This window comes from Gordonia oleivorans (assembly GCF_040044975.1).
GTDB classification, from domain to species: domain Bacteria; phylum Actinomycetota; class Actinomycetes; order Mycobacteriales; family Mycobacteriaceae; genus Gordonia; species Gordonia oleivorans.
In genome coordinates, this window is record NZ_JBDZDI010000002.1 from 388,488 (window position 1) to 412,132 (window position 23,645).

The 23,645-nt window shown below is 67.0% G+C and carries 19 protein-coding genes; 12 read left to right on the plus strand and 7 right to left on the minus strand.

Annotated features, from left to right (window positions below; translation table 11 throughout):
* The first annotated feature begins 42 nt into the window (after positions 1–42).
* From ABLE92_RS05195 to dxs, 3 genes are all read left to right on the plus strand, one after another.
* Positions 43–2,052 (plus strand): APC family permease, encoded by a 2,010-nt coding sequence (locus tag ABLE92_RS05195; protein ID WP_348803601.1) that lies wholly within the window; start codon positions 43–45, stop codon positions 2,050–2,052.
* Positions 2,049–3,404: a class I SAM-dependent RNA methyltransferase gene (locus ABLE92_RS05200; protein WP_348803602.1), complete on the plus strand. Its 1,356-nt coding sequence runs from the start codon at positions 2,049–2,051 to the stop codon at positions 3,402–3,404. The genes ABLE92_RS05195 and ABLE92_RS05200 overlap by 4 nt, the downstream gene beginning before the upstream one ends.
* 204 nt (positions 3,405–3,608) lie before the next feature.
* On the plus strand, positions 3,609–5,600 hold the full coding sequence (gene dxs, locus ABLE92_RS05205; RefSeq protein WP_348803921.1) for a 1-deoxy-D-xylulose-5-phosphate synthase: 1,992 nt from the start codon (positions 3,609–3,611) through the stop codon (positions 5,598–5,600).
* A gap of 222 nt (positions 5,601–5,822) precedes the next feature.
* Here the strand turns inward: dxs and ABLE92_RS05210 are convergent, their stop codons facing one another.
* From ABLE92_RS05210 to ABLE92_RS05220, 3 genes are all read right to left on the minus strand, one after another.
* Positions 5,823–8,078 carry an HNH endonuclease signature motif containing protein gene (locus ABLE92_RS05210; protein WP_348803604.1) on the minus strand — a complete coding sequence of 752 codons (2,256 nt, stop codon included), beginning with the start codon at positions 8,076–8,078 and terminating at the stop codon, positions 5,823–5,825.
* Between the two features lie 376 nt (positions 8,079–8,454).
* The gene (locus ABLE92_RS05215) at positions 8,455–9,741 is read right to left on the minus strand and encodes a ribonuclease D (RefSeq protein ID WP_348803605.1); all 1,287 of its coding nucleotides are present in this window, start codon (positions 9,739–9,741) and stop codon (positions 8,455–8,457) included.
* The gene (locus tag ABLE92_RS05220) at positions 9,738–10,367 is read right to left on the minus strand and encodes a DUF3000 domain-containing protein (RefSeq protein ID WP_348803607.1); all 630 of its coding nucleotides are present in this window, start codon (positions 10,365–10,367) and stop codon (positions 9,738–9,740) included. Before ABLE92_RS05220 ends, ABLE92_RS05215 begins: the two co-directional genes overlap by 4 nt.
* A gap of 128 nt (positions 10,368–10,495) precedes the next feature.
* On the opposite strand from ABLE92_RS05220, the gene hemE reads away from it, so the two are divergent.
* Genes hemE through ABLE92_RS05240 form a run of 4 tightly spaced genes read left to right on the plus strand, consistent with a single transcriptional unit; the run spans position 10,496 to position 14,585 of the window.
* Positions 10,496–11,557: a uroporphyrinogen decarboxylase gene (gene hemE, locus ABLE92_RS05225; RefSeq protein WP_348803608.1), complete on the plus strand. Its 1,062-nt coding sequence runs from the start codon at positions 10,496–10,498 to the stop codon at positions 11,555–11,557.
* Positions 11,558–11,559: 2 nt separating this feature from the next.
* Complete coding sequence (gene hemG, locus ABLE92_RS05230) at positions 11,560–12,960, plus strand: protoporphyrinogen oxidase (protein ID WP_348803609.1); 1,401 nt, start codon at positions 11,560–11,562, stop codon at positions 12,958–12,960.
* A gap of 48 nt (positions 12,961–13,008) precedes the next feature.
* Complete coding sequence (gene hemQ / locus ABLE92_RS05235) at positions 13,009–13,704, plus strand: hydrogen peroxide-dependent heme synthase (protein ID WP_348803611.1); 696 nt, start codon at positions 13,009–13,011, stop codon at positions 13,702–13,704.
* Positions 13,701–14,585 carry a peptidylprolyl isomerase gene (locus ABLE92_RS05240; RefSeq protein WP_348803612.1) on the plus strand — a complete coding sequence of 295 codons (885 nt, stop codon included), beginning with the start codon at positions 13,701–13,703 and terminating at the stop codon, positions 14,583–14,585. The genes hemQ and ABLE92_RS05240 overlap by 4 nt, the downstream gene beginning before the upstream one ends.
* Before the next feature lie 16 nt (positions 14,586–14,601).
* On the opposite strand, the gene msrB is transcribed toward ABLE92_RS05240, so the two are convergent.
* Positions 14,602–15,033, minus strand: coding sequence for a peptide-methionine (R)-S-oxide reductase MsrB (gene msrB / locus ABLE92_RS05245; RefSeq protein WP_348803613.1), 432 nt, complete (start codon positions 15,031–15,033; stop codon positions 14,602–14,604).
* Between the two features lie 136 nt (positions 15,034–15,169).
* On the opposite strand from msrB, the gene ABLE92_RS05250 reads away from it, so the two are divergent.
* Entirely contained in the window at positions 15,170–15,709 is a 540-nt protein-coding gene (locus ABLE92_RS05250) for a hypothetical protein (RefSeq protein WP_348803614.1), read from the plus strand.
* A gap of 8 nt (positions 15,710–15,717) precedes the next feature.
* Here ABLE92_RS05250 and ABLE92_RS05255 read toward each other — a convergent pair whose 3' ends face one another.
* From ABLE92_RS05255 to ABLE92_RS05265, 3 genes are all read right to left on the minus strand, one after another.
* A complete protein-coding gene (locus ABLE92_RS05255; protein WP_348803615.1) occupies positions 15,718–16,986 on the minus strand; it encodes a glycosyltransferase family 87 protein in 1,269 nt (422 codons plus the stop codon).
* A 92-nt stretch (positions 16,987–17,078) separates the two neighbouring features.
* On the minus strand, positions 17,079–18,644 hold the full coding sequence (locus ABLE92_RS05260) for an alpha/beta hydrolase (RefSeq protein ID WP_348803922.1): 1,566 nt from the start codon (positions 18,642–18,644) through the stop codon (positions 17,079–17,081).
* 115 nt (positions 18,645–18,759) lie between these two features.
* Positions 18,760–19,527 carry a pyrimidine reductase family protein gene (locus tag ABLE92_RS05265; RefSeq protein WP_348803616.1) on the minus strand — a complete coding sequence of 256 codons (768 nt, stop codon included), beginning with the start codon at positions 19,525–19,527 and terminating at the stop codon, positions 18,760–18,762.
* Positions 19,528–19,564: 37 nt separating this feature from the next.
* On the opposite strand from ABLE92_RS05265, the gene zapE reads away from it, so the two are divergent.
* The 4 genes from zapE to ABLE92_RS05285 all read left to right on the plus strand — a co-directional run bounded on the left by zapE (position 19,565) and on the right by ABLE92_RS05285 (position 23,644).
* Positions 19,565–20,578 (plus strand): cell division protein ZapE, encoded by a 1,014-nt coding sequence (gene zapE, locus ABLE92_RS05270; RefSeq protein ID WP_348803617.1) that lies wholly within the window; start codon positions 19,565–19,567, stop codon positions 20,576–20,578.
* Positions 20,579–20,686: 108 nt separating this feature from the next.
* Positions 20,687–21,916, plus strand: a complete 1,230-nt coding sequence (locus ABLE92_RS05275) for a hypothetical protein (protein ID WP_348803618.1) — start codon at positions 20,687–20,689, stop codon at positions 21,914–21,916.
* 105 nt (positions 21,917–22,021) lie between these two features.
* A complete protein-coding gene (locus tag ABLE92_RS05280) occupies positions 22,022–22,426 on the plus strand; it encodes a DUF6285 domain-containing protein (RefSeq protein ID WP_348803619.1) in 405 nt (134 codons plus the stop codon).
* Positions 22,427–22,453: 27 nt separating this feature from the next.
* Positions 22,454–23,644 carry an acyl-CoA dehydrogenase family protein gene (locus tag ABLE92_RS05285; protein ID WP_348803620.1) on the plus strand — a complete coding sequence of 397 codons (1,191 nt, stop codon included), beginning with the start codon at positions 22,454–22,456 and terminating at the stop codon, positions 23,642–23,644.
* Position 23,645 lies beyond the last annotated feature (1 nt).

Sequence of the window (23,645 nt, forward strand, 5' to 3'; positions counted from 1 at the left end):
GTCCTGGTGGCCTTCGGGTATCGCAGGTTCTAGTGTTGCCTGGTGTCCACCGTGTCAAAGGTGTCCGTCGCGACGAAACGCCTGCTTCTGGGACGTCCATTTCGCAGCGACAGTCTCGGCCACACCCTGCTGCCCAAGCGCATAGCGCTACCGGTGTTCGCGTCGGACGCGATGTCATCGGTCGCCTACGCGCCGCAGGAGATCTTCCTGGTCCTCTCGGTCGCCGGATTGTCGGCCCTGGCGTACACACCGTGGGTGGCGATCGCGGTCGCGATCGTGATGGCGGTCGTCGTTGCCAGCTATCGCCAGAACGTGCACGCCTATCCCTCCGGTGGCGGTGACTACGAGGTGGCCACCGTCAATCTCGGTCCCACCGCGGGCCTGACGGTCGGCAGCGCGCTGCTGGTCGACTACGTCCTCACCGTCGCGGTGTCGATCTCGTCGGCGGCGGAGAACATCGGTGCGGCGATACCCTTCGTGCACGAGCACCGAGTCTGGTTCTGTGTCGCGGCGATCATCGTGCTGGCGGCGGTGAATCTGCGCGGCCTCAAGGAGTCCGGGTCGGTGCTGGCCATCCCGACCTACGCCTTCATCTTCGGTGTGCTGGGCATGCTCATCTGGGGATTCCTGGAGATCTTCGTCCTGGGACGCGACGTGCAGGCCGAGACCGCGCACTTCGAGATCAGGGCCGAGAACAATCACCTGATGGGTATCGCGTTCGTGTTCCTGATCGCGCGTGCGTTTTCGTCCGGATGCGCGGCGCTGACCGGTGTGGAGGCGATCAGCAACGGCGTTCCGGCCTTCCAGAAACCCAAGTCGCGCAACGCCGCGACGACACTGCTCCTTCTCGGCAGCATCGCGATCGTGCTGCTGCTGGGCATCGTCTTCCTGGCCGAGCGGATCGGCGCGAAATACGTGATGAATCCGGACACCGACCTGATCGGTGCGCCCCCCGGCTACCAGCAGGAAGCCATGATCGCCCAGTTGGCGCACGCTGTCTTCGAGGGTTTCCCGATCGGGTTCTATTTCGTCGCGACCGTGACCGCCCTGATCCTGATGCTGGCGGCCAACACCGCATTCAACGGTTTTCCGGTGCTCGGGTCGGTGCTCGCCCAGGATCGTTATCTGCCGCGTCAGATGCACACCCGCGGCGACCGGCTGGCCTTCAGCAACGGCATCGTGTTCCTCGCCGTCGCGGCGATGGCCTTCGTGATCGCCTTCGGTGGTGAGGTGACCGCGCTCATCCAGCTCTACATCGTCGGCGTGTTCGTGTCGTTCACCCTGAGCCAGACGGGCATGGTGCGGCACTGGACGCGGTTGTTGCGTACCGAAACCGACCCGAGTGCGCGTCGGCGGATGATGCAATCCCGGGTGATCAACGCCGTGGGTCTGATCATGACGGCGACGGTGCTGGTGGTCGTGCTGATCACCAAGTTCACCGCCGGCGCCTGGATCGCGATCCTGGCGATGGTCATCCTGTTCGTCATCATGAAACTGATCCACCACCACTACGCCTCGGTCCAGCGCGAGCTCGAACGTGCCGTCGACGAGGACGAGCAGGTGTTGCCGAGCCGGACCCACTCGGTGGTGTTGGTCTCCACGCTGCACCTGGCCACCAAGCGGGCCCTGCTGTACGCCCGCGCCACCCGCCCCGACGTGCTCGAGGCGATCACCGTCAACGTCGACGATCGCGACACTCGCCGGTTGGTGTCGGAGTGGGAGGCCAGCGACATCCGGGTGCCGCTCAAGGTGATTGCGTCGCCCTATCGTGAGATCACCCGCCCGGTGATCGAGTACGTCCGTCGCGTCCGACGAGAGTCGCCCCGCGATGTCATCACCGTGTTCATCCCGGAGTATGTGGTGGGGCATTGGTGGGAGCAGATCCTGCACAACCAGTCGGCGCTGCGGTTGAAGACACGCCTGCTGTTCGAGCCCGGGGTGATGGTGACGTCGGTGCCCTGGCAGCTCAGTTCGTCCGATCGTCGCAAGGCGGATCTGTCCTACAACGCCCCCGGTGACACCCGGCGTGCCCTGGGTGGCCCCGACTCGTGAGTGCGCCCGAGCTGCTGACGTTGGCTGTGCAGCGGCCCGCGAACGGCGGCACCGCCATCGCCCACGCACCCGACGGCCGGGTCGTGTTCGTCCGGGGCGCGATTCCCGGTGAGACCGTGACCGCGTCGATCATCGGAGAGAAGCCCGGGTTTCTCTCCGCGGAGGTCTGCGACGTTCTCGATCCGTCGCCCTATCGCATCGAAAATCGTTGTCCGGCAGCGGTTCACGGAGCAGGTTGTTGCGACTTCGCGTTTGTCGCGGCGGCCCACGCGCGAACTCTGAAGTCGCAGGTGCTGCGTGACGTCCTGATCCGGGTGGGCGGCTTCACGCCGGATGCCCTCGACGTTCTCGAGGATGCGGCTGCGGCGGTTCGCGCACTCGACGACGCCGAGGTGGGTTGGCGGATTCGCACCCGACTGACCGTCGACGCCGACGGCCGGGCGGGGGTGCACGAACGAGGGGCCGCGGGAATCGTCGTCGGACACCCATGCGCGCAACCCGATCCGACGATGATCGTCGGCGTCGACGCCGGATACACACCGGGCGCCGAGCTCGCCATCGTGCTCGACGACGACGGTCACCGTCACATCACCGAACTGGCACCACCGAGTCCCGGAGGCGGTTCGGGTTCGAGTGGTCGGCGTCGGGCAACGCAGCGTCGGGGCACGGACCGGCGGGGTGCGGACCGCCGGTCGGCGCAACGACGTCGACGTGGGCGTGAGGGTGCTCGTGCACTGACCGTGCTCGAGGGGGAGGCGACCGCGGTACACCGGGTGGGGGACCGCGCCTGGCAGATCCCGGTGACCGGATTCTGGCAGGGGCACCGCGCAGCACCCTCGGTGTATGCCGCGACGGTCACCGAGTTCGTCCGGCGGTATCTCGAGTATGTCGGCGTCGGGTCGGGGGAGCCGGTGACGTGCTGGGATCTGTACGGCGGTGCGGGTGTGTTCGCGGCTGCTCTCCTCGACGACGTCGGTGCCGGTCGGGTGGACATCGTCGACTCCGACGGCGGCGCACTCGCGGCCGCCGGGGTGACCTTCGGTGACGATCCGCGGGTGCGGAGCCATCGTGGCGAGGTGGCGGAGATCATCGGCGACCTTCCCGCACCGGATGTGGTGGTTCTCGACCCGCCGCGGACGGGCGCCGGGGCACGGGTGATCGACGGCATCGTCGCCGCGGGTCCACGGGTGGTGGTGCACGTCGGTTGCGACGTCGGCCGGTTCGCGCGGGATCTGCGCCTGTGGACCGACCGGGGATATCGGGTGCGAGGCATTGCGGGGTTCGACGCATTCCCTCTCACGCACCATCTGGAGGCCATCGCAGTACTGGTGCGGTCGACCTCACCCGTCTGAGGGTTTGTCGCCGTCGGGTTGACGCCGGGACATCCGTAGACTGACACAGATGACTCTCGTCGCCTCCCGGCGTCGAGGGACGAATCCCCGGGGCGAACCGGTGGGTTCGTGGTCGGGGGCCTGGAGCCCTGGGGTATCCACCGGTGAAGCCCGCCGGTGTCGCGCCGACCCGCCGACCGTGGACGACGACATGATGGAGGAATGATGGGCCAACTCGAGCACATCAATTCACCGGCGGATCTGCGTGCGCTCTCACCCGAGGACGTCACCGCGTTGGCGAGTGAGATCCGCGATTTCCTCGTCGAGAAGGTGTCGGCCGTCGGCGGGCACCTCGGACCGAATCTGGGTGTCGTCGAGCTGACCCTGGCGCTGCATCGTGTCTTCCATTCGCCGATCGATCCGGTGATCTTCGACACAGGCCATCAGTGCTATGTGCACAAGATCGTGACCGGCCGGCGTGACGGGTTCGATTCGTTGCGGCAGAAGGGCGGACTCACCGGGTATCAGGATCGTGCCGAGAGCCCGCACGACTGGGTCGAATCCTCACACGCCTCGGCGGCGTTGTCGTACGCCGACGGCCTCGCGAAGTCGTTCGCGCTCACCGGGCAGGACGAGCGGACCGTGGTCGCCGTCGTCGGTGACGGTGCGCTCACCGGCGGTATGTGCTGGGAGGCCATCAACAACATCGCCGGTGCCGATCGGCCGGTGGTGATCGTGGTGAACGACAACGGGCGGTCGTATGCACCGACGATCGGCGGACTCGCCAAACACCTGTCCGGACTGCGGCTGCAGCCGGGGTACGAGCGCGTGCTCGACGAGGGACGCAAGGTGGTGCAGAAGTTGCCGGTCGTCGGCGACCCGGCGTACGCGTTGCTGCACGGGATGAAGAGCGGCTTGAAGGATCTGCTTGCGCCACAGGCGATGTTCACCGACCTCGGCCTCAAGTACGTGGGACCGGTGAACGGTCACGACGTGGAGGCACTCGAGTCGGCGTTCCGCCAGGCGAAGGCATTCGGCGGGCCGGTGATCGTACACACGGTGACCCGCAAGGGCATGGGGTATGCGCACGCGGAGAATCACGTCGCCGATCAGATGCACTCCACCGGAGTCATCGATCCCGCCACCGGCCGTGCCAAGACCGTGTCGCCGCAGGATTGGACGTCGGTGTTCTCGGCTGCGCTGATCGAGGCCGGCGCCGCACGGGACGATGTGGTGGCGATCACCGCCGCGATGCCCGGCCCGACCGGACTCGCACCCTTCGGCGAGCGGTACCCGGATCGGATGTTCGACGTGGGGATCGCGGAACAGCATGCGGTGACCTCGGCGGCCGGGTTGGCGCTGGGCGGTCTGCACCCGGTGGTCGCGATCTATTCGACTTTCCTCAATCGTGCCTTCGATCAGTTGTTGATGGATGTCGCGCTGCTGAAACTCCCGGTGACGCTGGTACTCGACCGGGCCGGGATCACCGGCCCCGACGGTCCGAGCCATCACGGAATGTGGGATCTGTCGCTGCTGGGTCTGGTGCCGGGCATCCGCGTTGCCGCGCCCCGTGATGCGGTGCGGCTGCGGGAGGAGTTCGCCGAGGCATTGGACGTCGGTGACGGACCCAGTGCGCTGCGATTCTCCAAGGGCGCTGTGCCGGAGGACATTCGGGCGATCGAGCGTCTGGATGACGGGGTTGACGTGCTGCGACGTGGCACCTCGCCGACCGAGCCGATCGGCGGTGACGTTCTCATCGTGGCGGTCGGCGCCTTCTGCGCGTTGGCTCTGGATACCGCGGAGCGACTGCGGAGTCAGGGCATCGAGGCCACCGTCGTCGATCCTCGATGGGTGTTGCCGGTCCCGCCATCGGTGGTCGATCTCGCCGGACGTCACCGACTCGTGGTCACACTGGAGGACAGCGGTGTGCACGGAGGCGTCGGGTCGGCGGTGGCCGCCGCACTGTCGAATGCGGATGTGACTGCGCCGGTTCAGATCCGGGGGATTCCTCAGCAATTCATCACTCACGCTTCCCGCGGTGAGATCTTGTCGGAGCTCGGTCTGACCGCGCAGGATCTGGCGCGGTCCATCACCGCCACGGTCTCCGGAATGCAGGTGACCCCCGGACTCGACCGTGCTGCGCTCGACGACCCCGAACTCGATGTGGCGCATGACGACTCGACGTCGGGCGAGTTGGAGTCCCCCGAGCCCGACTGACGCGTCCGAGCTTGTCCGCCGGGCCGAGCTTGTCGAGGTCCAGTCCCGGTGGTCGAGCCGGGCGGAGCGCTAGCCGCCGCGTTGAGCTCCGTCGAAACGAAGCCCGTGTCCGCCGGGCCGAGCTTGTCGAGGTCGAGGCCTCGTAAGACGAGGCTGGAACTCCCCACGGCCACAATGTTTCTGCGGCGGTGCGGCCCGGCCAGTACCGGCGGACGGGCTGCTTCAGGAGGTGTCGAGCCGGTAGTGGAGCCGGGCGGCCAGAACACGCTCGATTCGGCTGTTGCGTGGGTTCATGCCGATGGCGGCGAGTTCCTCGAGCTCACGTTCCCGGTCGGCGCCGCTGGTACGGATGCCGCCATCACGGATGCGGCGCTCGCGGGGCTGTCCTTCGGTGGTCGTGTCGCGGACACGGACGCGGGTGCGCGAGGCACGATCGAGCCCGGCAGCGGTAGCTGGGTCGTCGGGATCGTCGGTGATCGGAACACCGTCTCCGTCGAAGACGACCAGGTCGATCTCCCTGGTGTCGGTGACACCAGGTTCGTCAGGGTGCTCGTCGCCTGCGGCGTCGGGCTTGTCTCGCTGGTCGGGTGGTCGGGGTTCGACGGGATCGGGTTGGGCTGCGCCTGAATCGTATTCGTCGATGGCTGGGTCGGGTTGGTCAGGGACGCCCGACCCGTGGTCGTAGTTCTGGTCGACGCTGTCTGCGAGGTCGAGGCTGTCGTCGATGCTCGAGGAGTCGGCAGCCGGAGCCTGATGGTCACTCGGAACACTACGGTCGGACGGGGTTTCGGCCTCGACGGTTGCCGGGGCTTCGGCCTCGTGGTCCTTGTTGCTGTCAGCGTGGGGATCGGTCGGTTCGTCGATCTGGGTATCGACCGGCTCGGCCTCACCCTCCGCGTCAGCGGCGTCGGCTTCGATGTCAGCAGTGTCGGCATCGACCGCTTCAGCGTCAACCGCATCGGTGTCGGGTTCGGTTGCGCCGACACCACTATCAGCGTCGCTGGTGGTGAGGTCACCGTGGATCTGGTCGCGGATCTGGTCGAGTTTCTGCTCGTAGAGTGCGGTGATGTCGGGGTGGTCGTTGACGACCTTCGGGTTTGCCGGCATGCCGGGTGCGGCGTTGAGTTGCCACCAGCAGCGACCGGCCAGGGGTCCGTCTTCGTAGATGCCGGTGGTGTACTGACCCGGGTTGGGGCCGACCATCCGGTTGTGCGGACCACACGCCGGCGCCAAATCGGTGATATCGGTTTTCCCGCCGTCGGCCCAGTCTTTCTTGGCGTGATGCATTTCCGAATGCGAGGCGGGTTGTCCGCAGCCGGGGAACGAGCACACTTCACCGCCGGTGCGGGAGAACGACGCGATCCGCTGCTCGGTGGACGCCAGGCGGCGGGCCCGCCCCAGATACAGGGGCAGGTCGATGGCGTCGGAGAACACCGCCAGGAACTGCTGCAGATCGTTGGGGTCTTTGATGTCACCCAACGCACTCAGCAGGTCCGGGATGGGAATGGTGGATCCTGAGGCGGTGGTCGCATACCCGGCGCCGGCCAGCAGATCCTGCAGGAAGGTTTTGATGATCAACGCGACCGGCAGGCCGCGATGAGTTTTGCCGAGGACTCCTTCTTTCATCGCCGACACCAGCAGGACGTGCATGGCATCGTGATTGCGTTGCGCCTGGGAACGGTCGTCACGTTTGACCGCGGCTGCGAGTTGGTCGGGGTCGGCGTCGCCGATGGCGCCGGTCGGGGATTCCGCATCCGATAAGTTGTTCATTCCCGGTTTGGCCCACGCGTCGAGCATGGTGTCCCACAAGGCACGCGTGATCGGCGGGAGGTGCCCGTTGAGTTTCGCCATCCCATCGACACGGGACTGGTTGATCCACAGGTTACGACGCTGTTGGCGTTCCTTCTCCTCCACCAACTGCCCGTCGGGGTCGAGGTGCGCCAGAATCCGGGCACCCATCTTGGTGATGTCGGCCGGGATGTGTTCGGTGGCTTTCTCCCCGAGGGTGGCTTCGGCGGCGACCTTCTTGTCATGCGCGACAGCGTTCGGGATGTTGTCCAACGCTTCCAACGCCGCCGACAGGTGAGTGTGACCGATCAAGCCCTGCTCATACGCGGCCGACAGGGTCGGGTATTTCGGTTCCTCTGGTTGTCCGGTCAGTCCGTGGAATCGGGCGGTGGCCTTCATATGAGCGATGCGCATGGTGGGTTGCGCGATCCGCAGATCGAAGTTCAGAAAGTTGGACAGGCTGACTTTGCCGACCTTGCGGTGCACACCACGATCAGAGATTTCCAGGATCGCGCGATCACCCTGAAAGTGGGTACGGGTCGCGATCTGTTCGGACAGTTTCGCCGCCTCCACCACCTCGAGGTCGGAGCAGGCGGTCATCGGAGTCTGGGCCAACTCGTCGAGCAACGCGTTGATCTGGTGCATCAGTGCCAGTGGCCGTGACATGGGAGTGTCGGTGGTGTCTGTCATGCTGATGTCACCTCCCCCGAGAAGGCCGTTGTGGCGTATGCGTTCGATTATAGCCGATCATATCGAAACTCGCAAGTATTTTCTATCCACAGGTTATGTATGTCCCAATGGGATTGGGGTGGTTGAGTTTTCGGCGTCGGCTTGCGAGGTCTCGACTCGGGCTTCGTTTCGACGGAGCTCAACGCGGCGGCTAGCGCTCCGCCCGGCTCGACCAACGAATTATGGGGCTTTACCGACGGGATAGCGGCTCGACCGGCGGGATGAGGGGCTCGGTCAACAGACTGGGGGCTCGAGCGGGATGGGGTCTCGACCGGCGGGATGGTTCTCGCCCAATGGATTTGGGATCGTCTGGCGGACCACGGGTGGCGACCGACGGTCAGTCGGTGCCGCTCGAGTCGGAGGCGGAGTCGTCGATGCTGTTGAGTGCGCCGGCGATTGGGTGTGCGGTCAGCGTGCGTTGCCAGCCCCGGGCATCCCCGGCGGCCAAGCGCTCGTTTACCGCTTCCGCGGTGACCGGCACGGGCAGTCCTTCCCAGCACAGCTGCCGAACGAGTTCCGGGTGGAGCAGGTTCTCGGCGGGGAGATCGTTGGCCTCGGCGATCTCCTTCACCAGCGGACGCACTCGTGCGGCGCGCGCGGCGGCCTCGGGATTGCGCTGCTCCCATCGGCTCACCGGAGGCAGACCCGTCGTGGGGGTCTTTCGCGGGGGGAGTTCGGCTTCTGGCATGTCGCGTGCGCGCAGCAGGGCAGACAACCACGTTCCCGACTGCTTGCGTTGGCGTGGCCCACCGAACACGGGTAGACGCGTCAGTTCGGCCGTGGACTGCGGTCCGGCCGCTGCGGCGGTCACGATCGCCGAATCGGGCAACACGCGTCCCGGCGCAACATCTCGTCGTTGCGCGATCTCCTCACGCGCCGTCCACAATTCGCGCACGGCGGCAAGGCCGCGCGCGGTCTTGATCGTGTGGATGTTGGCCGTTTTGCGCCAACGATCCCTTCGCGGCGGCGATGCCGGCCGCGCCAGGACGTACGCGAATTCTTCGCGGGCCCACTCCTGCTTTCCGGCCTCCGACAAGGCCGCATCCATGGCGTCCCGCAATTCCACCAACACCTCGACGTCGAGTGCGGCGTAGTTGAGCCACTCGTCGGGAAGGGGTCGACGTGACCAGTCGGCGGCGCCATGCCCCTTCTGCAGGCCGAGCCCGAGGAACTGCTCGACCATCGCGGCGAGGTTCACCCGAGTGAGTCCGAGAAGTCGGCCCGCGAGTTCCGTGTCGAACAGTTCCCGGCCCCGGAATCCGACCTCACGCAGACAGGGGAGGTCCTGATCGGCGGCGTGCAGAACCCATTCCGGTCCCTCGAGAACGTCGATGAGCGGGGTGAGTGCGTCGGGATGTTCGATGGGATCGATGAGAAAGCTGCCGGAACCGTGACGACGGATCTGGATGAGGTAGGCCCGCTGGGAGTACCGGTAACCCGACGCGCGTTCGGTGTCCAACGCGACCGGACCCTCGCCGGCCGCGAGTTGCTCAGCGGCACGGGCGAATTCCGTCGGACTCGTCAGTACCGCCGGCACCCCGTCGCGCGGTGCGAGCAGCGGCGTCGTGGCCGGCCGGTCATCTTCGGGGCCGTCGGGTGTATCGGGTGGGGCCGGATCGTTCACGCGGACCCGAGTTCGGTGACCCCGACCGGTGGAAGGCCCGCGGCCGAGGCCAACACATCGCAGAAGGCCTCGAGATGACCGCCGAGACCGTCGGCCGTCGGTGCCGTCCATGACGCCCGCAACTCCAGTTGGTGTGCGCGCGGTGGACCGGCGATGTCGCCGTAGCGGACCGAGCTGGTCGACGTCACGGTGCCACCCAACGCGGTCACGCGCACGGCCGAATCACCCGGATGCCCGTCGTCGGACGTGGTGTGGCCGACCGGCACGCCGAGCGCATCGGACAACCAACTCCACGCGACCTCGGGCAGCAGCGGGTCCATCGCGAGAGCCGCCTCCATCTCTGCCTGGATGTAGGCGACCAGGCGCATCGTGCCGTTCCACGCGTCCTGACCGTCGGGGTCGTAGAGCAGGATCAAACGGCCGAAGGCGCTGCCCTGCGAGTCGGTGTCGACGTCGTCGGAATCGGGTGGGCTGACCTCGGCACCGACGGCATAACTGAAGGGCGCGAGACGCTGGGGTGGGCGGATGGGTCCGACCTCGATGTCGCGGCGGATGCGGGCGGAATGCAGCGACTCGACCGCGATGCGGAAGTCGGCAGGCTCCGTCGGAGCTCCGGAGGAGGTCACGCTCCCGACGGTATGACGAGGACCACGCCCGGCGGTGGAGGCGCGCCGGGTGATGACCCGACCGCAGGGTCCGATCGATCGGGCTCCGCCGACCGGTTTGTCCTGCGGACATGGCAGAGTGAGTACCGATGTCGCACACACAAGCAACGCGCCGTACCCACACCCGAATGCCGCTGGTCGCGGCCGCACGCGGCCAGACACCGACGCGCCGACCGGTGTGGTTCATGCGGCAGGCCGGCCGTTCGCTGCCCGAGTATCGCGCGATCCGCGCCGATCACGGGATGCTCGAGTCCTGCTTCGACCCCGAGCTGGTCTGCGAGATCACCATGCAACCGGTCCGGCGCCACGACGTCGACGCGGCGATCCTGTTCTCCGACATCGTGGTTCCACTTAAGGCTGCTGGCATCGACCTCGACATCGTGGCCGGCACCGGACCCGTCATCGCCGCGCCGGTGCGGACATCGGCCGACGTCGAGGCACTCCCGCGACTGGAACCGGCCTCGGTGGGTGCGGTGGCGCGGGCCGTGCGCCTCATCCTCGACCAGCTCTCCGAGACCACCGCGCTGATCGGATTCGCCGGTGCGCCGTTCACCCTCGCGTCGTACCTGATCGAGGGCGGACCGAGCCGGAACTACGTCCACACCAAGGCGTTGATGCGGTCCGAGCCTGCGACCTGGCACGCGCTGATGGGGCGTCTCGCCGACATCACCATCACCTTCCTGCAGGTGCAGCTCGACGCCGGGGTCGACGCCATCCAGGTCTTCGACTCGTGGGCGGGAGCGCTCAGCGCCTCCGACTATCAGGCCTACGTCGCGCCGCACACCGCCCGGGTATTCGCCGAGGTGGCACCCTACGATGTGCCGCGCATCCACTTCGGGGTGGGCACCGGCGAACTCCTCGCCTCGATGGCGGCGCCCGCCGACGTCATCGGCGTCGACTGGCGGGTACCCCTCGACGAGGCCGTACGCCGCGTCGGACCCGGTAAGGCGGTGCAGGGGAATCTCGATCCGACGGTCCTGTTCGCCGGCCCGACCGTCGTCGAAACAGAGATCAAGCGCGTCATCGACGACGGCACACGTGCACTGGCCGCCGGCGCGACCGGCCACATCGTCAACCTCGGTCACGGGGTTCTGCCCGACACCGATCCGGACGCGCTCACCCGCGCCGTCGAACTGATCCACACGCTCTGACGATGGCGGTACGCATCGCGATCGTCGGCGCCGGGATCTCCGGCCTGGTTGCGGCGCTGCGCCTGCGGCAGGGATTCGGTGCCGACGCACAGATCGACGTGTACTGCGACGATGACCGCCCGGGCGGCATCCTACGCACCGTGGACGTCGGCGGATCACCGGTGGATGTCGGCGCCGAGGCCTTCATCGTCCGGCGACCCGAGGCACTCGATCTGGTCACCGAACTCGGACTGGCCGACCGCGTCGTCTCGCCGACCACCCGCCGACCGGCGATCTGGTCCGCCGGCACGTTGCATCCGCTGCCGGCGCCCGCCCTGATGGGGATACCGCGGTCGGCGACGGCGGTCGAGGGTCTTGTCGATCCGGTCGACCTGAGGCTCATCGAGAGCGAACCCACCCGACCCCTGCTCTGGCATCCGGGGACCGATATGAGTGTCGGCGAATTGGTCGCGGGGCGGTTCGGTCTGTCGGTGGTGGATCGCAGCGTCGACCCGATGCTCGGCGGGGTGTACTCCAGTCTTGCTCGTGATATCGGTGTGCGCGAGGCGATTCCGGCTCTGGCGGCGCGCCTGGACGCGGGAGCCGGGAGCCTCACCGAGGCCGTCGGTGGCCTGCTCGACGAGAGTCGCGGCACCGGACCCGTCTTCGGCACACTCCTGGGCGGGTATCAGGTGCTCGTCGACGCCGTGATCGACGCAGCACGCCCGCGACTCATCACCGGATGTGCGCTCGCCGACGTCACCCCCGTTGACGGCTCCTGGTCGGTTCGCACCGCCGCGGGCACCGACCCCGGACCGGTCTACGACGGAGTCGTCGTGGCGGTCCCGGCCTGGATCGCCGCGCACCTTCTGCGCGATTCGGTACCCGCCGTCGCACCCGGACTGCGCGCCGTCGAACCCGCATCGTCGGTGGTGGTGTCGATCGCCCTGCGGCCGGGAACCGAGCTGCCCGACAACTCCGGGGTGCTGGTGGCCACCGGAGAAGACCTGCGGGCCAAGGCATTCACGCTGAGCTCACGCAAGTGGGCGCACTTGGATTCACCCGACCGTCCGGTGTCGGTGCGAGCGTCCTTCGGTCGCTACGGTGCGCCGATCCCCGGCGAGGACACCGAGCCGGGCATCGACGACCTGTTGCGGGTGTGGGCGCTCGAGGATCTCGACCGCGTGTGCTCCGCGGCCGGCGTCCCGGCACCGTCGTCGCGGGTCGTGGCGACGTATCTGCAACGGTGGACGGGCGGTCTGCCGCGCTACGCCCCGGGCCATCTCGCCCGGATGACGCAACTGGTCGAGGAATGTCCGCGCGGGCTGGTGCTGGCCGGGTCGTCGTATTCCGGTGTCGGGGTGCCGGCCTGTATCGGACACGCCGGGCGTGCGGCCGCCGCACTGCTCGACGACCTCGGCTGAGCATCCCTGGCTGCCGGGCACATCGGCGACGGTGGCACGATTGACGGCATGAGCCGCCTGGATTACGCCGCACTGAACTCCACCATCCGTTACCTGATGTTCTCGGTCTTCTCGGTCCGGCCCGGAGAACTCGGCGACGACCGGGACGCCGTGAAGTCCGACGTCACCGACTTCTTCAAGTCTCTCGAGGACACCGACGTGGTGGTCCGCGGCGTCTATGACGTCTCAGGTCTTCGGGCCGACGCCGACTACATGATCTGGTGGCACGCCGAGAAGCTCGAGGATCTGCAGGCCGCCTACAACCGGTTCCGTCGCGAGACCCTGCTGGGACGCGCGAGCAACGCGGTGTGGAGCAATGTCGCGCTGCATCGTCCTGCGGAGTTCAACAAGAGCCACATCCCGGCCTTCCTGGCGGGGGAGGAGCCCGGCAACTACATCTGCGTCTACCCGTTCGTGCGGTCGTATGAGTGGTACCTGCTGCCCGACGAGGAGCGGCGCACGATGCTCGCCGATCACGGCAAGGCCGCCCGCGGCTACAAGGACGTCCGGGCCAACACCGTCGCATCCTTCGCGCTCGGCGACTACGAGTGGCTCCTGGCCTTCGAGGCGCCAGAGCTGCACCGGATCGTCGATCTCATGCGCGATCTGCGTGCCACCGAGGCCCGCATGCATGTGCGTGAGGAGACCCCGTTCTTCACGGGTCCGCGGATCGAGCCGACGGCGCTTGTCGACGCACTTCCGTGAGACGGCGGCGGTCGTGGTTGGCGTTGGCGGTGGTCACCGGCGCCGGTCTGGTCTCGTCCGGGTGCGCCGTGGGAGTCGACGGAACCCCGGTTGCCGCCGAGTCCGTCGACCGGGCCGAAGTCACGACATGTGAGTACCCGACGGAGCCCGGCGGTTTCGACAGTGTGCCGACCACGCCGCCGCCGCAGATGACCGACCCCGGCCAGCGGACGCTGTATCAGCAGCAGATCGATCGTGTCCTGGCCGGCCGGTCGAAGCAACGCTCGTCGCCGGAACCTGCAGCGCAGCAACCGAAGTCGGGGATTCTGAAAGTCACCCTCACCACCGATCAGGGATCGATCCCCATCGTGGTGGACCGAGCCGACGCCCCCTGCAATGTCGCTGCCGTGGTGAGTCTCGCCGAGCACGGGTATTACGACGACACGCCGTGTCATCGGATGACCGACACCGCGGACCTGAAGGTGATCCAGTGCGGCGACCCTACGGGTACCGGTATCGGGAATCCCGGATGGACCAGCCCTGACGAACCGCCGACCGGTCTGCGGCCCAGCGGCCCGGTCGACCCGACATCCGGTGCACAGACCGTGATCTACCCCCGGGGCACCGTGGCCATCGCCAATCGCGGTCCGCGGCCCGACGCGCAGAACTCCGGTGGCGGCGCCCAGTTCTTCATCCTGCAGTCCGATGGGACGCTGCCTGCGAGCTACGCGGTGGTCGGCACCGTCGATTCCGCCGGGATGTCGGTCGTCGACAAGGTGTTTGCGGGCGGCATCGTCCCCGGGGTGGGAGTCGATCCGGTGACCGGCCGCCACCGTCTCGATCCGCAGGACGGTTCACCGAAGAGTCCGCTGACGATCGAGTCGGTGACGGTGTCGGACTGAGACGGGGTCGGACTGATCAGCCCTCGTCCGGCTCCATCGTGAGGCTGATCGAGTTGATGCAGTAGCGCAGGTCGGTGGGGGTGTCGTAGCCCTCGCCGGCGAAGACGTGACCGAGGTGGCTGCCACAGTTGGCGCACAACACCTCGGTGCGGCGCATGCCCAGCGAATCGTCGGATCGTTCGATGATGGCGTCCCCGGCGAGCGGGGAGAAGAACGACGGCCACCCGCAGTGCGAGTCGAACTTCTGCTCGCTGCGGAACAATTCGGAGCCGCAGGCGCGGCAGCGGTAGACGCCGATGGTCTTGCTGTCGGTGTACTCACCGGTGAAGGGGGCCTCGGTGCCGGCCTGGCGAAGGACGCGGTACTCGGCGGGGGACAGGCGTTCGCGCCACTGCGCGTCAGACAGGTCGGCGAGATCGGCAGGACTCTGGGCGGGCGTGTCGGTCATGTCGTCCACGGTACGAGGCGACTGCCGGTGCCGCCACGACGGCGTGGTCCGAACAGCGCCCCCAGACCAGGACACGAGTCGTTCAAGTGTCCGAGGCGTGCGCGGATCACCCCTCGGGAGGGCTTACGGTCGTCCGGTGCAGGGAACGACCTCGATGGGACAGGACTGGTCCGTCACCCGACGAGTCATGGCGTGGAAACCGCGGATGTCGACCGACTCCGACACCATCCCGGTCGTCTGGACCGATCAGGCGCGGCGTCAACCGGTGCCGTCGCCCGTCAACCGTCCGACATCCGAGCGAATCGATGAACGTCGGCGCGACGTGCGTGACACGTCGTCGGGTGGCGGCGGCCGCGTCGGATGGATTCTCCTGCTTGTGGTGTTCTGGCCGTACCTGGTGCTCGAGGCGATCGTCACCGTCCTCGTCCACGGTGCGTTCTACGTCATCTCCGGTGTGCTCAGTGTGCTGTGCACACCGTTTGTGCTGCTCGCCCGCTGGACGGGACTGGCCCCCTGGCGGATCGATGTGTGGATCGACGGCACTCTCGTCGACAAACAGTTCGTGCGTGGCCGTGCCGCGTCCTCGGCGCGGATGAGCGACATCGCACGATCACTCACCGACGAGTGCTTCCGCACGACCGCGGTCGCCGAGCCGCAGCATGCCCAGGGCTCGTGACCCGGGGATTACGCCGAGGCCGACTCGGGTGATGTCGTGGGGGACACCGCCCTCACGTCGCCCTCAGCCGACGGTGACCACTGGTTCCACCGTCCCGCAACACCGTCGCGGCGCATGTCCAGATAGCGGAACAGCAACGCGCAGAACACCGCGATCATCAGCAGCGACCAGCCCCAGGTGACCTTGTTGTACTCGAGTTGCCGGCCGAAGCCGTCCCATCGGGTCGACAGGAAACTGTCGAGGGTGAAGCAGCCGTACACGCCGAGCCAGGCGGGCCAGTTACGCATCGCGGAACCGGGGATCAGCACCGTCATCAGCAGCGGGAACAGCAGCATCGAGTAGTAACCCTGGCCGAGGGACCCGACCAGGAACGTCGTGCACAACAGCACTCCCGACGACGTGGTCATCCACAGCAGTTCGTTGGTGTGCCGGTAGTAGCGGTAGAGGAACCACAGCGAGAAGATCGCCATCAGCGTGAACGCGATGCGCAGGACGATGATCAGCCAGTCGGCCACACCGAAGTACGCGCCGTTGCCGGAAATCGAGCTGTTGTAGTAGTCGCGGGTCGAACCCAGATACGGGACCGTGTGGGAGAGGAACGACTTGGGGTCGGCCGACACCGGCCACGCCAGAATCGTGAGCAGCACGGGAATGCCGATGGCACCCACGAATATCCGCCACTGACGAGTCAGCAGGGGAAGCAGCAACAGCGGCGCGAGGACCGGTTTGACCGCCAGCGTCAGGCCGATGGGCACACCGGCCCACCAGTCATGGTTACGCAGCATCAAGATCATGAACGCGAGCATGCCGAGCAGGACGAAGCCGTTGAAGTTGGTGAAGATCAGCGTGTGCGCGACGGTCTCGGTGCTGAAGAAGAAGAACAGCACCGTCGGCATCACCCAGGTGTTCACGCCATACCCGAACAGGCGCGTGATCAGGTAGGCGCACGCGATCAGCGCGATCACGCTGACGGCGATGAACAGCCAACGGGAGCGCTCGGGATCGATGACCGCGATCGGCGACATCAGCAGCGTGCCCGACGGCGGATACAGATAGTGCGGGTCGACGGTGTCGAGGTTCTCCGCGTACACCGGCCGATGGTTGAGAAAGGCCAACGCGGCGTTGTAGACCGGTTTGAAATCGTCGGTCCGGTCGCCGTTGACGCCCAGGATCACCGAGCGCTGGAAGATCATCAGCACGCTCAGCGGCCAGAGCACCAGCGGCACGATGCGTTGCGCGGGCATCTGCGGGTAGAGATACCTGTCGAGAATTGCCACCCGCGAACCGTACTACGTACCGCACCCGGAATACGATCAGCCCCGCGCGGGCACCCCGCCGCGGTGACCGGGGTGGATCTCGTTGACGGCCGTCAGCTGGGGCACCCACGGTCGGCGGGACCGGTGAGCGGGTACTTCTCGACGTACTCGGCGACGAGGTCGGCGACGCAGGTGCTGCGCGACACCGCCGAATACCCCAATCCGGCCCAGCTGACGGTCACCGGCTGGGCCTGGGCTCGGGCGAAGATGGGGTCGAGTGCCGCGGCGCCGGTGCCGCCGTTGATCGGGTCTCCGGGGTTGTCGAGGATCAGCGGCACCACCGGGAAGCTGTTGGGCGGGTTGACCGCCTCGGCCGGTGCCCAGCCGTTGCACCGCATCAACGACAGCGCGGTGTCGGTGCCGGTCAGCGGATTCTGTTTGGTCCAGGTCGTGATGAGGCCGTTGATCTCGTTCTGGCTGACGGGGCCGCTGACGTCGTTGCATTCGGCGACGATCTGTCCATCGGTCAGACGCAGTGCCTCCGACCGCGTGGCCAGATCACGGAGTGCGCCGACGTCACCACGGTTGGCTGCGGCGATGGCGGTGGCGACGCCGCCGATCCCGTCGGCGGTGCCGGGTGCCAGCGCGATCCCGGTGGTGATCGCGGCGAGCGCCTGGGCATCGGACAGCCCGCCGAGGTCGCCGGTGCGGCCCTTCGCCAGGACCGAGGCGATGGTGTCCGCGCCGTCGGAGCCGAGCGCGCAGGCCGACCCGAGCGCCGCGCACCGTTGTGCGAACGTGGTGAGGGCGGCCTGGACACCGGTGGCCTGCGCGGCGCCGGTGTCGCGGGCGTTGGCGCCGAACGGAACGGGGGTGTCGAGGATCATCCGGCCGGTACGGCCGCCGTACAGGGAGGTGTAGGCGATCACCACGTCGGACCCCTCGCCGAGCCCGATGAGACCGAGCTGGGGGACATCCCAGGCCTTGCGCAGGGTCTCGAGGTCGGAGGCGGCGCCGGCGACGCCGAAGGCCAATTGGTCGGGGGACAGGGTCTCGGTGCAGCCGTCGGACGCCGACGAGGCGGCGGTGGCCAGCGTGGCGATGCGGCGGTCGGTGGTGGCGCCCGGGGTGAGACCGTTGTCGGCCATGGTGTCGCGTTCGGTGCGGGTCAGGCAGTCCAACGCGGTGCTGCGGGGGATCCCGCGGCGATCGATGGCAACGATCGGATGCTTGTCGACGAGCGAACGTCCCGGACCGGATGCGAGCAGCATCAACGCCCGCGACGACGGCATGTCGACGCCGGAGGTCAGGACGAGCGGTGCGGCATCGGCGGGGGTGGCGCCGGTGGTGATGCGGGTGGCGGCGACGGTGAGTCCCGAATTGGACTGGTCGGGATCGATGGGCGAGGTGTACTTCGCGCAGTCGACCGTCACACCCGACGGCACGGTCACCGCATAGGCGTCGGCGATCGCGGGTCCGCACGCCGACCACGAGAGTTCCTTCGCCGGCTTCTGCAGGGTGGGGACGGGCGGAGGTGCACTCGAGGTGGCCGGCGCCGCGCCACCTTCTCCGCCACCCGGAACGAGATCCGGTCCCGGGTTGGGGCCGACGGCGCAACCGGCGACGCCGAGAACGACGACCGTCGCCGCCATCAGCTGCCAACGCGCTCGACGCCACATCCCGCGCCGGCCCATCTCGGCTCGCCGGGGTGACGAGGCCGGTCGTGAATGTGCGTCGCCACCTGAACCCATGACGGCGAGCCTAGTCATCTCCGCACACCTGCTTGGTCACCGATCAGTTCGCGCGCGTCCAGCGGGTGTAGAGGAAGCCGTCGTCGTCGCCGAGGATGTGGTGTGGACGCATCGTCGGCGGCGTGTCGACGGGCGCGGGTCCGTGCGCGATGCGTGCGGCGTCGCCGGCGGCGAGGGTCGGGCTGATGGTGAGGCACAGTTCGTCGAGGAGGTCGTCGGCGATGATCGACCCGAGCAGGCTCGGACCGCCTTCGCAGAGGACCCGCAACAGCCCCCGCTCGGCGAGATGGGCGAGGACGCGGCCGAACTCGACCTTCTCGGTTCCGCAGTCGACGAGGGTCGCGCCGGCGTCCATCAAGGCCCGGCGGCGGTCGGCCGGTGAGTCCGCGCAGGTCAGGACGGTGGTCGCCGCGTGGGACAGCGGCGGGTAGTCGGGCCGGATCGACAGGGAGTTGCTGATCAGGACCAATTCCGGTGCCGGCGATTGGCCGAGGTCGCTGCGTGCCGCCGCGAAGGCCTCGTCGGGTTCGGGCTGGTGATAGTTCTCGGCGGTCGCGGTACCGGCCCCGACCACCACGACATCCGCCAGGCCCCGCAGGGTCCGGAAGATCGCGCGGTCGATGTCGGACCCCAACCCGCCGGACTTGCCGTCGACCGACGACGCCCCGTCGATCGAGGCGACCATATTCGCGCGGACCACCGGGCGGGTGAGGTCGTCGGGGTAGGGGTAGTGGTTGCTCAGGACGCGCAATCGGGCTGCGTCGTCGAGTTCATCGGATGTGACCTGGGTCGCTTTATGCTGATAGAGCATTATTCCTCGTGGTCGGCACTGACTAGGCTTGCGGTCCATGGTGGCACGTCTGTCCGACCGGAACCCGGTGGTCCCTCCCGAGCAGTTGATCGAGGAGATGGTCCCGCCGTCCACATTCGACGACGTGAGCTTCGACAGCTACATCCCCGATCCCAACGAGCCGTCCCAGGCGCAGGCCGTCGCCAAGGCCCGCGCCTTCGTCGAACGGGCCCGCTCGGCACGCGGCGGCAAGAAGGGACTCTTCTCGCGGAAGAAGGAGCCGCAGGGGATCGGCCTGTACCTCGACGGTGGCTTCGGTGTCGGCAAGACTCACCTGCTCGCGTCGATCTACCACGCGATGCCCGCACCGAAATCGTTCGCCACCTTCGTCGAACTGACCCACCTCGTCGGCGCGTTGGGCTTCATGAACGCCGTCGAGCGACTGTCCGAGCAGAACGTGCTGTGCATCGACGAGTTCGAACTCGACGATCCGGGCGACACCATGATCGTGTCGCGGCTGCTCACCGAGCTCACCGCCAAGGGCGTGTCCATCGCCGCCACCTCGAACACCCTGCCCGGACAGCTCGGCGAGGGCCGCTTCGCCGCGCAGGACTTCCTGCGGGAGATCAAGAAGCTCTCCGCCATCTTCGAGACCATCCGCGTCGACGGTCCCGACTACCGGCACCGCGACCTGCCGCCGGCCCCGGACCCCAAGACCGACGCCGAGCTGACCGAGCTCGCCGAGTCGACGCCGAATGCGACGCTCGACAACTTCGACGACCTCTGCGCGCACCTGGCCAAGCTGCATCCGTCGAAGTACAAGGATCTTGTCGAGGGCGTCTCGCTGGTCTGCATCTCCGACGTGCATCCGGCGTCGGATCAGTCGGTGGCGCTGCGCATCGTCGTTCTTGCCGACCGTCTCTACGACGCCAACATCCCGGTCACCGTGTCCGGCAGCAAACTCGACGAGATCTTCACCGAGGAGATGCTGCACGGCGGCTACCGCAAGAAGTACCTGCGTGCCACCTCGCGCCTGCTCGCGTTGTCGCGGTTCGCGGAGTCGTCTGTCTGACCGACCCTGATTTTCGGTCGCAGGGCTAGTGTTGTCAGGCCGAGGGTGATCTGACGAGGGGGCGTCGCCGTCAACGAATACGAACTGTCCGAAGCGGATTCGGCGGCCTTGGCCAATGCGATCTTCTCGCCATGGACCGTCGACGAGATGGATATCAGCCAGTACGGATCACTGGCGAAGGCGTTGGACAAGTTGGGTCCGGAACCCGAGTGGGATAGGGCGGTCTTCACTGCGGTGTTCGACGAGGATCGGGTCAGCAGGGGTCTTGATCTCTGCACTGGTCGAGGCCGCATCGGGTGGCAGCTCAGTCGGCGACGAGTGCCGGACAGAGTGTGGGAAATCGCGGCTTCGATCCACTCATCACTGATGGCCGTCGACCCAGTGGTGGTTGTCGTCATCGCCGAGAAGCATCCGGAGATCCCACTCGGGCCGCGAACCATCCGAGCGATGACGAGCATCGGCCAAGGCGCGTGCTTCTGGACCACGCACGGGGAACCAGAACGTCGTGAGCGGCTTGCGATGCTGTTCGGAGAGCTGGTCGACCTCAATGATGACTGGCGAACTGTGCTCCCCGAAGACGAGATCTTGTACGGTCGCGTGATCCGTGTGGAAGGTACACCGTGTGACGGAAAGGGAACACCGGTCGCGCTACCGCCGAGCCACGGCGGCCTGGGGCCTGACCGATACATCGCCGTCGAACGTGCTCCATTGGTCACCGGAGATCTGGCGATTGTTCCCGAAGGTGTCGATTCACCAACCGCGGTGCGGGTGCGCATCGACCAGCTTCGCGTGCGTCAATCGCCGCCGGAAGTTCGCGTCGGAGCGTTCCGCCAGCCGGTCGCAGGAACCTGGCGGCTCGTGCGTGTCGGTCACATCGAGTTGGAGTACGACGAAGATGCCGACATTTCTGCATGGCTTGACGGTCGTGCGGACCCGTCTGCAACTCTGCTGCCTCGGTACTCGGCAAGACCGACAGACGTCGATCTTCGAATTGAGCTGACGATACGCCCGGACGGGTCGTTCTACGAACTCACCGACGGCCGGGTGGATGCAGAGGCCCTCGCGTACTCGGGTGAAGACTATTGCCTGGGAAGTGTCTTCCACGGCTACGTGTTCGTCCATGACGGACGCGACTACCTGCGTTCTCCCGATGAGGGCTGCGATTGGGGGTCGGTCGGACGGAATATGTATCCCGACATCGTCGAAGAACTCATCCTCGGTCCCGACAACACCCTGACCCGAGTGCAGAACGTGGTGGATGACGGTATGTACCGGATTCGCGTCACTCTCGAGTACCGGCGTTTCGGTGAGCCGGGAGCCGAGCACGCGTCCAAGTAGTTCGGCGCGCGGTAGGCACAGATTTCCCTTCTTGTTCCATGTGTCATTGACCACAGGCCCCGGACCTGACTAGCATTGATCACAGGTCGTGTGTGACGAGCGGGGATGGAGTCGAAGACGTTGGCGGACAATGGCGTTGGCTCCTCGGGTGGTGATCTCGCAGCGGCCGACGACTTCTACGACCGACCCACCGTCATCGAACTGCTGGGCGCTGTGCGTGGGTTCCTGACCGGTCCGGTGATGGCCGAGACCTCCGGTTCCACCCGCTTTCACGCGCGGGTCGCCGCCAACGTGTTGGCCATCGTCGAGCGACAACTCGCCGCCGACCCCGAGGCCATCGACGACTTCCACGCCGCACTGTCCGAACTCGGTGTCGCCGACGCCGCCGGGCTGGTCGACGGCATCCGCGACGGCACCCTGGCCGACGACGCCCGTGTCCATGCGTTGCTGACCGCGTCGGTGGAAGCCAAACTCCGCGTGGACAATCCGACGCTGATCGAGAAGAGCTGATCGAGAAGAAGTGAACGGGGACGACAGATGACCTTCGAGGTACCCGAACACGTCCGGCCGCTGCGCGATCGCGTGTACGAGTTCATGGTCGAGTTGGTGGAACCGGCCGAACCGGAACTCGATGCCGGCGGACCCGACGCCGAGAAGATCATGGCGGAGTTGCGCGCCGAGGCCAAACGCCGCGACCTCTGGGCGTTGGGACATCCCACCGAGATCGGCGGTGGGGGATTGCCGTTCCTGGACTACGTGTACGTCAACGAGGTACAGGGTCGCAGTGAGTACGGTCAGCTCGCCCTGGGCACCTGGACGCTGCAGGACTCGATCATGCTGAACCGCCACGCCTCCCCTCGCTGGCGTAATGCGTATCTGGAACCGCTTGTGCGGGGCGAGATCTCGCCGAGCTTCGGGATGACCGAACCGGACGTGGCCGGCTCGGATCCGACCGGCATGCAGACCGCGGCGGTACTCGACGGCGACGAGTGGGTGATCACCGGCCGCAAGTGGTTCACCACCGGTGCCGCACAAGCCGCCTACACCACGGTGATGTGCCGGACCGAATCCGACGCCCCGCCCCACCGCGCGTTCTCGATGATCATCGTGCCCACCGACAACCCCGGGTACCGGATCGTCCGCGACACGCCGGTCCTCGGCTTCGGCGGACACCATTTCGAGGTGGCCTACGACGACGTGCGGGTGCCCGCGGAAAACCTTCTGGGGCAACGAGGCAATGGCTTCGTCATCGCACAGGAACGTTTGGGTCCGGGACGGATCTTCCACGCCATGCGGTGGCTCGGGCAGGCGCAGCGGGCCTTCGACCTGATGTGCAACCGGCTGATCGGGCGCACCGCCTTCGGCGAACCCCTCGCCGACAAGCAGCTGATGCAGCAACATGTCTTCGAGTCCTACAACGAGATCCAGGCCGCCCGACTCCTGACGCTCAAGGCGGCCGAACGCATCGACGCCGGAGATCAGGCGCGGGTGGAGATCGGCGCGATCAAGGTGTACGGGGCACGGATGCTGCACAACGTGATCGACCGGGCCGTGCAGGTCCACGGTGCCGCCGGCCTCACCGACGACACCCCGCTCGGCAAGATGTATCGCAACGCGCGTTCGGCCCGCATCTACGACGGCCCCGACGAGGTGCACATCTCGACCGTCGGCCGTCGGATTCTGAAGGAATACCGCAACGGCGGCAACTGGGAATTCGGTACGCGCTGAA